The organism is Methylobacterium sp. WL103 (assembly GCF_008039885.1).
Lineage (GTDB): Bacteria > Pseudomonadota > Alphaproteobacteria > Rhizobiales > Beijerinckiaceae > Methylobacterium > Methylobacterium cerastii.
Genome location: NZ_VRUX01000277.1, coordinates 1 through 5,454, shown reverse-complemented (window position 1 = coordinate 5,454; position 5,454 = coordinate 1). Strand labels below are relative to the sequence as shown.

7 protein-coding genes are annotated in these 5,454 nt (G+C 70.7%); 4 read left to right on the top strand and 3 right to left on the bottom strand.

All coding sequences use genetic code 11. The features are described 5' to 3' along the window. Nucleotides 1-593: DUF2336 domain-containing protein (locus tag FV222_RS16140; RefSeq protein WP_147815086.1), on the bottom strand; the 593-nt coding region annotated here is incomplete at its 3' end. A gap of 146 nt (nucleotides 594-739) precedes the next feature. Next, nucleotides 740-1,759 carry an aldo/keto reductase gene (locus tag FV222_RS16135; RefSeq protein ID WP_147815084.1) on the bottom strand — a complete coding sequence of 340 codons (1,020 nt, stop codon included), beginning with the start codon at nucleotides 1,757-1,759 and terminating at the stop codon, nucleotides 740-742. Nucleotides 1,760-1,956: 197 nt separating this feature from the next. Here FV222_RS16135 and FV222_RS16130 point away from each other — a divergent pair, with 197 nt between their 5' ends. The 4 genes from FV222_RS16130 to FV222_RS16115 all read left to right on the top strand — a co-directional run bounded on the left by FV222_RS16130 (nucleotide 1,957) and on the right by FV222_RS16115 (nucleotide 4,932). Beyond that, the gene (locus tag FV222_RS16130) at nucleotides 1,957-2,850 is read left to right on the top strand and encodes a protein-methionine-sulfoxide reductase heme-binding subunit MsrQ (protein WP_147761484.1); all 894 of its coding nucleotides are present in this window, start codon (nucleotides 1,957-1,959) and stop codon (nucleotides 2,848-2,850) included. Between the two features lie 76 nt (nucleotides 2,851-2,926). Further along, nucleotides 2,927-3,247, top strand: coding sequence for a hypothetical protein (locus FV222_RS16125; RefSeq protein WP_147751076.1), 321 nt, complete (start codon nucleotides 2,927-2,929; stop codon nucleotides 3,245-3,247). Next, nucleotides 3,223-3,852, top strand: a complete 630-nt coding sequence (locus FV222_RS16120; RefSeq protein WP_348644940.1) for a Uma2 family endonuclease — start codon at nucleotides 3,223-3,225, stop codon at nucleotides 3,850-3,852. Before FV222_RS16125 ends, FV222_RS16120 begins: the two co-directional genes overlap by 25 nt. A 66-nt stretch (nucleotides 3,853-3,918) precedes the next feature. Further along, nucleotides 3,919-4,932, top strand: a complete 1,014-nt coding sequence (locus tag FV222_RS16115; RefSeq protein WP_147751078.1) for an adenosine kinase — start codon at nucleotides 3,919-3,921, stop codon at nucleotides 4,930-4,932. A 4-nt stretch (nucleotides 4,933-4,936) separates the two neighbouring features. Here FV222_RS16115 and FV222_RS16110 read toward each other — a convergent pair. Continuing rightward, on the bottom strand, nucleotides 4,937-5,454 hold a 518-nt coding region (locus FV222_RS16110), incomplete at its 5' end, for a zinc-binding dehydrogenase (protein ID WP_147815080.1).

The following is a 5,454-nucleotide window of genomic DNA, read 5'->3' as shown; positions in this document are numbered from 1 at the left end:
TGCAGGTAGAGCGGCGCGAGGTCGTCGGCCGCGAGGTCCGGGCGCGCCAGAAGCAGTCCGGCGAGGTCCGGGTCGGCGCGACCGCGGCCAACGAGGTGGCGGGCGCTGTCGCTGCGCAGGGTGATCGCGAGGTTCCCGGCCAGCGCCCGGTCGATCGCCGGATCGCCGCGCTGCGCCAACTCGGCGACGACTGCGCGGGGCAGGCCGGGCCGCCCGGCCATCGCCGAGCCGAGGTCGGCGCCGTCGAGGAGCGCCGCGTCGATCAGGGCGGGCGAGAGCGTGACGGCTGTCCCCAGGACGATGTCGCGGACGCGGCCGCCGCGGGCGGCGAGGGTGGCCAGAACGGATTGCGGCGTGTCGGCGAAGGGCGCGAGCTTCTCCGCGACGATCGCCGCCGTCTCCTCGTCGACGATCGGGATCAGCCCGCCGGCGAGGGATGCGAAGGACTCGATGTCCGACTTGTCGCGGTTGGCCGCCTGCACGAACAGATCGGTCTGGACCCGCAGGATGACGGGCTTCAGGTCGAGATGCGCGATGCGCGACAGTTCGATCAGCCCGGACAGGTCGGGCGCGACCTCGACGGATGGGGGCATGGCACTTCGGATACGCAGGAACTGCAACGACCATCACGCTAGGGCCTTTTGCGTGAATCGACCTTTAATCCTCCTTCCCGACGGCCGTGTCGTCCTGCGCCAATCTTGCCTGCGCCAATATTGGACCCGATCGATCGATACGTGCCTCAGGCCTTGGTCCCGCTCACCGTGACGCGGCCCTCGACCGGGTAGGCCGGATCGTTGTAGCCGGGCGTCGAGGGGTGGCCGGTCACGACGAGGCCGTCGACCAGGGCCTCGTCCTCTGGGGTGAAGGCGTAGTCGAGCCCGCCGAGGTAGTCGGTCCACTGCGCCAGCGTGCGCGGACCCGCGATGACCGCTGTCACCGCGCGGTTGTTCATCACCCAGCCGAAGGCGAACTGGCCGGCGGTGATGCCGCGGGCCTCGGCATGGTCCTTCAGGGTGCGGGCGATGCGTAGCGATTCCGGGCGCCATTCCGTCTGCATCATCCGCGTGTCCTGGCGGCCGGCGCGGGTGTCGGCCGGAGGCGGGGCGTCGGGATCGTACTTTCCGGTCAGCACGCCGCGGGCGAGCGGCGAGTACGGCACCACCCCGATGCCGAAATGCGCGCAGGCCGGCAGGTGCTCGGTCTCGGGCATGCGGTTCAAGGCGTTGTAATAGGGCTGGCTCACCACCGGCCGGTCGATGCCGTAGGCGTCGCACAGGCGGCAGATCTCGGCGATGCGCCAGGAGCGGTGGTTCGAGACGCCGAAATGCCGGATCTTTCCCTGTCGGACCAGCGTCTCCATCGCCCGCACGGTCTCGTCGAGCGGCGTCGCGTGATCCTCCCGGTGGAGGTAGTAGATGTCGATGAAGTCGGTGCCGAGCCGGCGCAGGCTCTCGTCGGCGGCGCGGAGCACGTGGACGCGCGACAGGCCGCGGTCGTTGGGTCCGTCGCCCATCGGGTTCGCCACCTTGGTGGCCAGCACCCAGGCATGCCGGTCGGCGGCGATCGCCCGGCCGGTGATCTCCTCCGAGACGCCGGCGTTGTAGACGTCGGCCGTGTCGATGAAGTTCACGCCCGCCTCGCGGGCGCTGGCGACGATGCGCGCGGAATCGGCCTCGTCGGTGGCGCCGCCGAACATCATCGTGCCGAGGCAGATCGGCGAGACCTTGAGGCCGGAGCGGCCAAGCGTGCGGTAATCCATCGGATGCGATCCTGCGTCGTTGGGTTGCGGGGCTATCTCGGCCGCGCTCCGGTGCGGTCAACCGTCTTCGCGCGTTCGAAACCGAAAACGGCCCGCATCCGTAACCGTGGGGCGAACCCAGCGAATGGATCGCGAGCGTTCCCCGCCGGCCGTTCCGGGCCGCGAACCGTCACCGACAGCCGATACGAAGAGCCGCCATGTCCGACGCCCGGTCCCACGCCCTGCCGCTGCCCTGGCTCGACCGCACCGGGCGCCTTTCGCTCCTGAAGCTCGCGGCGTTCCTGCTCGCCGTCGCGCCGGCCTGCTACCTCGCGGGCGCCTACGCGACGAACACCCTCGGGCCCAAGCCGATCACGGCGCTGATCCACGGCACCGGCGAGTGGACCATCCGCTTCCTGCTGGCCTCCCTTGCGGTCACGCCGCTGCGACGGGTGGCGAACTGGCCGAAGCTGATCAACGTCCGCCGCCTTATCGGGGTCACCACCCTGGCCTACGCGCTGGCGCACCTGACGCTCTACGTGGTCGACCAGAACTTCGACCTCGCCAAGGTCGTGTCCGAGATCGCACTGCGGTTCTACCTGACGATCGGCTTCGTCGCGCTCCTCGGCCTGATCGCGCTCGGCGCCACCTCGACCGATGCTGCGATCCGGCGGATGGGAAAGAACTGGACGCGGCTGCACAAGGCGGCCTACGCGATCGGCATTCTCGGCCTGCTGCACTACTTCCTGCAATCGAAGATCGACGTCTCCGACCCGGTGTTCTGGACCGGGCTCTTCGTGCTGCTGATGGGCTGGCGCCTGATGCAACGCGTCCGCCTGCCGATGCGGCCGTGGTCGCTGGCGCTGCTGGCGGTCGCCGCCGGCCTCGCGACGGCGGGGATCGAGGCGGCGTGGTACGGGATCAAGAGCGGCATCCCGGCCGACCTCGTGCTCGGCGCCAACCTCGACTTCTCCGACGTGATCCGCCCCGCCTGGTGGGTGCTCGCCATCGGCCTGCTGCTGCCGGTGGTCGCCCTGGTTCGCGGGATGCCGGCTGCGCGCAAGCCCGCGCCGCGGGTGGAGCGGCCGCACCGCGTCCAACCGGCCGGATGACCGCCTTGCTCCCGGAGGCACGCGGACGCACAACCCGGCCGGCCCCGACGCGGGCCGAACGGAGCTCGACCTGTCCATGCGCGGTTTCCTGAGCCGATCCCTGTTCGCCCTGGCGCTCGTCGCCCCCAGGGCGGCACTCGCGGCCTGCCCCCTGCCGGAGCCGCCGCCGGCCTCGGCCAAGCCGGAGAAGCCGGCCCTGCCGGCAAAGCCCGCCTGCCTCGACGCCAAGGGCGGATGCCCCGGCTGGGAGGCCTACAGCTACAACGACGCGATCAAGGCCTACAACCTGCAGCTCCAGGCCTTTCGGCCTCTGGCCGAAGGCTACCTGCAGAAGCTCAACGCCTACGTGAAGGCGAGTGCCGACTACGCGCAGTGCGAAGTCAAGTCGATGCAGTAGCCGCCGCTTCGCGACGGCGTCGCCGACTGCTAGGATCGGCCGATGAGCGCTCAGCCCAAGCTTCGGCCCGATCCGGGAATGACTTGGATCAGTTCCTGACCTGGGCCGAGGATCGACCTGGCCGCCACGAAATTCTGAACGGCGAAGTCTTCGCCATCTCGCCGCAGCGCGCACGGCATGCCCGCGCCAAATCTAGGATCTTCGTAGCCTTGCACGCCGCGGTTCGTGCCGGCGGCCTCCCGTGCGAGGTGTTTCCGGACGGCATGACCGTGCGGATCGATCCGACCACTGCTTTCGAGCCGGACGCCCTCGTCGTGTGCGGCTCCCGGATGGATGCCGACGCGGTCGAGGTGAACGATCCGTTGATCGTCGTCGAGGTGATCTCGCCGAGCACCAAGGCGATCGACACCGGCGTCAAGTTCGCCGGGTATTTCAGCCTCGCCAGCGTGATGCACTACCTGATCGTCGATCCCGTCAAACGCCTCGTCATCCATCACCGCCGTGGCGCCGAGGTGATCGAGTCGCGGATCGCGGCCGACGGCGTGCTCCGGCTCGATCCGCTCGGCCTCGACGTGCCGGTCGCCGAGATGTTCGCCGACGCCTGAGCCGCCTCGCTTGACCCGTTCGGACGCCGGTGCGAGAGCGCGGGCAGATTTCGAAGGGACGACCGAATGACCGCTCAGCTCGACCTCCTGGTGCTCGGCAACGCCATCGTCGACGTCATCGCCCGCACAGACGAGGGCTTCCTCGCAGACCAGGGCGTGCCGAAGGGCGCGATGGCGCTCATCGACGAGCCGCGCGCCGAGGCGTTGTTTTCCGCGATGGGGCCGGCGACGATCGTGTCGGGCGGGTCGGGCGCCAACACGGCGGTCGGCGCCGCGCTGCTCGGCGCCAAGACCGGCTTCGTCGGCAAGGTCCGCGACGACGAGCTCGGCCGCCTGTTCAGCCACGACCTGAAGGCGACCGGCGTCGCCTTCGGCGTGCCGGCCGCGACCGACGGCCCCGCCACCGCCCGCTGCTTCGTGCTGGTGACGCCGGACGGCGAACGCACGATGAACACCTATCTCGGCGCATGCCAGGGCCTGTCGCCCGCCGACCTCGACGAGGCGGTCGTCGAGAGCGCCCGCGTCGTCTACCTCGAAGGCTACCTCTGGGACCCGCCGGCCGCCAAGGACGCGTTCCGCAAGGCGGTGTCGATCGCGCACGGTGCCGGCAATGCGGTGGCGCTCACCCTCTCGGACGCGTTCTGCGTCGGCCGCTACCGCGACGAATTCCTCGGCCTGATCCGAGACGGCAGCGTCGACATCCTGTTCGCCAACATCGGCGAGCTGCAGAGCCTGTACCAGACCGACGACCCGGACGCGGCGCTCAAGGCCTTGCGCGACGAACGCGACGGCCGCGGCAAGCACCTCCTCGGCCTCGTCACGCGCTCGTCCGAGGGCGCGATGGTGGTGAAGGGCGGCGAGATCCGCTCGGTCGAGGCGTCGCCGGTGCGCGAGGTCGTGGACACCACCGGCGCCGGCGACCTCTTCGCCGCCGGCTTCCTGGCCGGGCACGCCCGCGGCCTCGACTACGTCACCGCGGCCCGCCTCGGCGCGCTGGCGGCGGCGGAGGTGATCCAGCACATCGGCGCCCGGCCGCAGGGCGACCTCGTGGCGCTCGCCAAGGCGCAGGGCCTGATCTGAGGCGTCAGGGCCGCAGCAGCACCTTGCCCACCGCCTCGCGGCGGCTGAGGATGCCGAGGGCCGCGGCGTAGTCTTCGAGGGGGTAGGCGCCGTGCACCCGCGCGGTCAGCCGACCCTCGGCGACCCAGGCCAGCATCTGGCGCTGGTTTTCGCGGTGCACCTCCGGCTCGCGCTCGGTGAACACGCCCCAGTGGACGCCCATCACGTCGAGTTCCTTGAGCAGCATGATGTTGAGCGGCAGGCGCGGGATCTCGCCGGCGGCGAAGCCGACGACGAGGAGGCGCCCGCGCCAGGTCAGCGCGCGGAAGGCCGGCTCCGAGAACGCGTCGCCGACAGCGTCGTAGACCACGTCGACGCCCTTGCCCCCGGTCGCCTCCTTGAGGGCGTCACGCAAGGTCGCCGGGTCGTAGACGAGGCCGATCTCGGCCCCGTGCTCGCGCGCGACCGCGAGCTTGTCCTCCGACGAGGCGCAGGCGATGACGCGGGCGCCGAGCAGCGCCCCGAGTTCCACCGCCGCGAGGC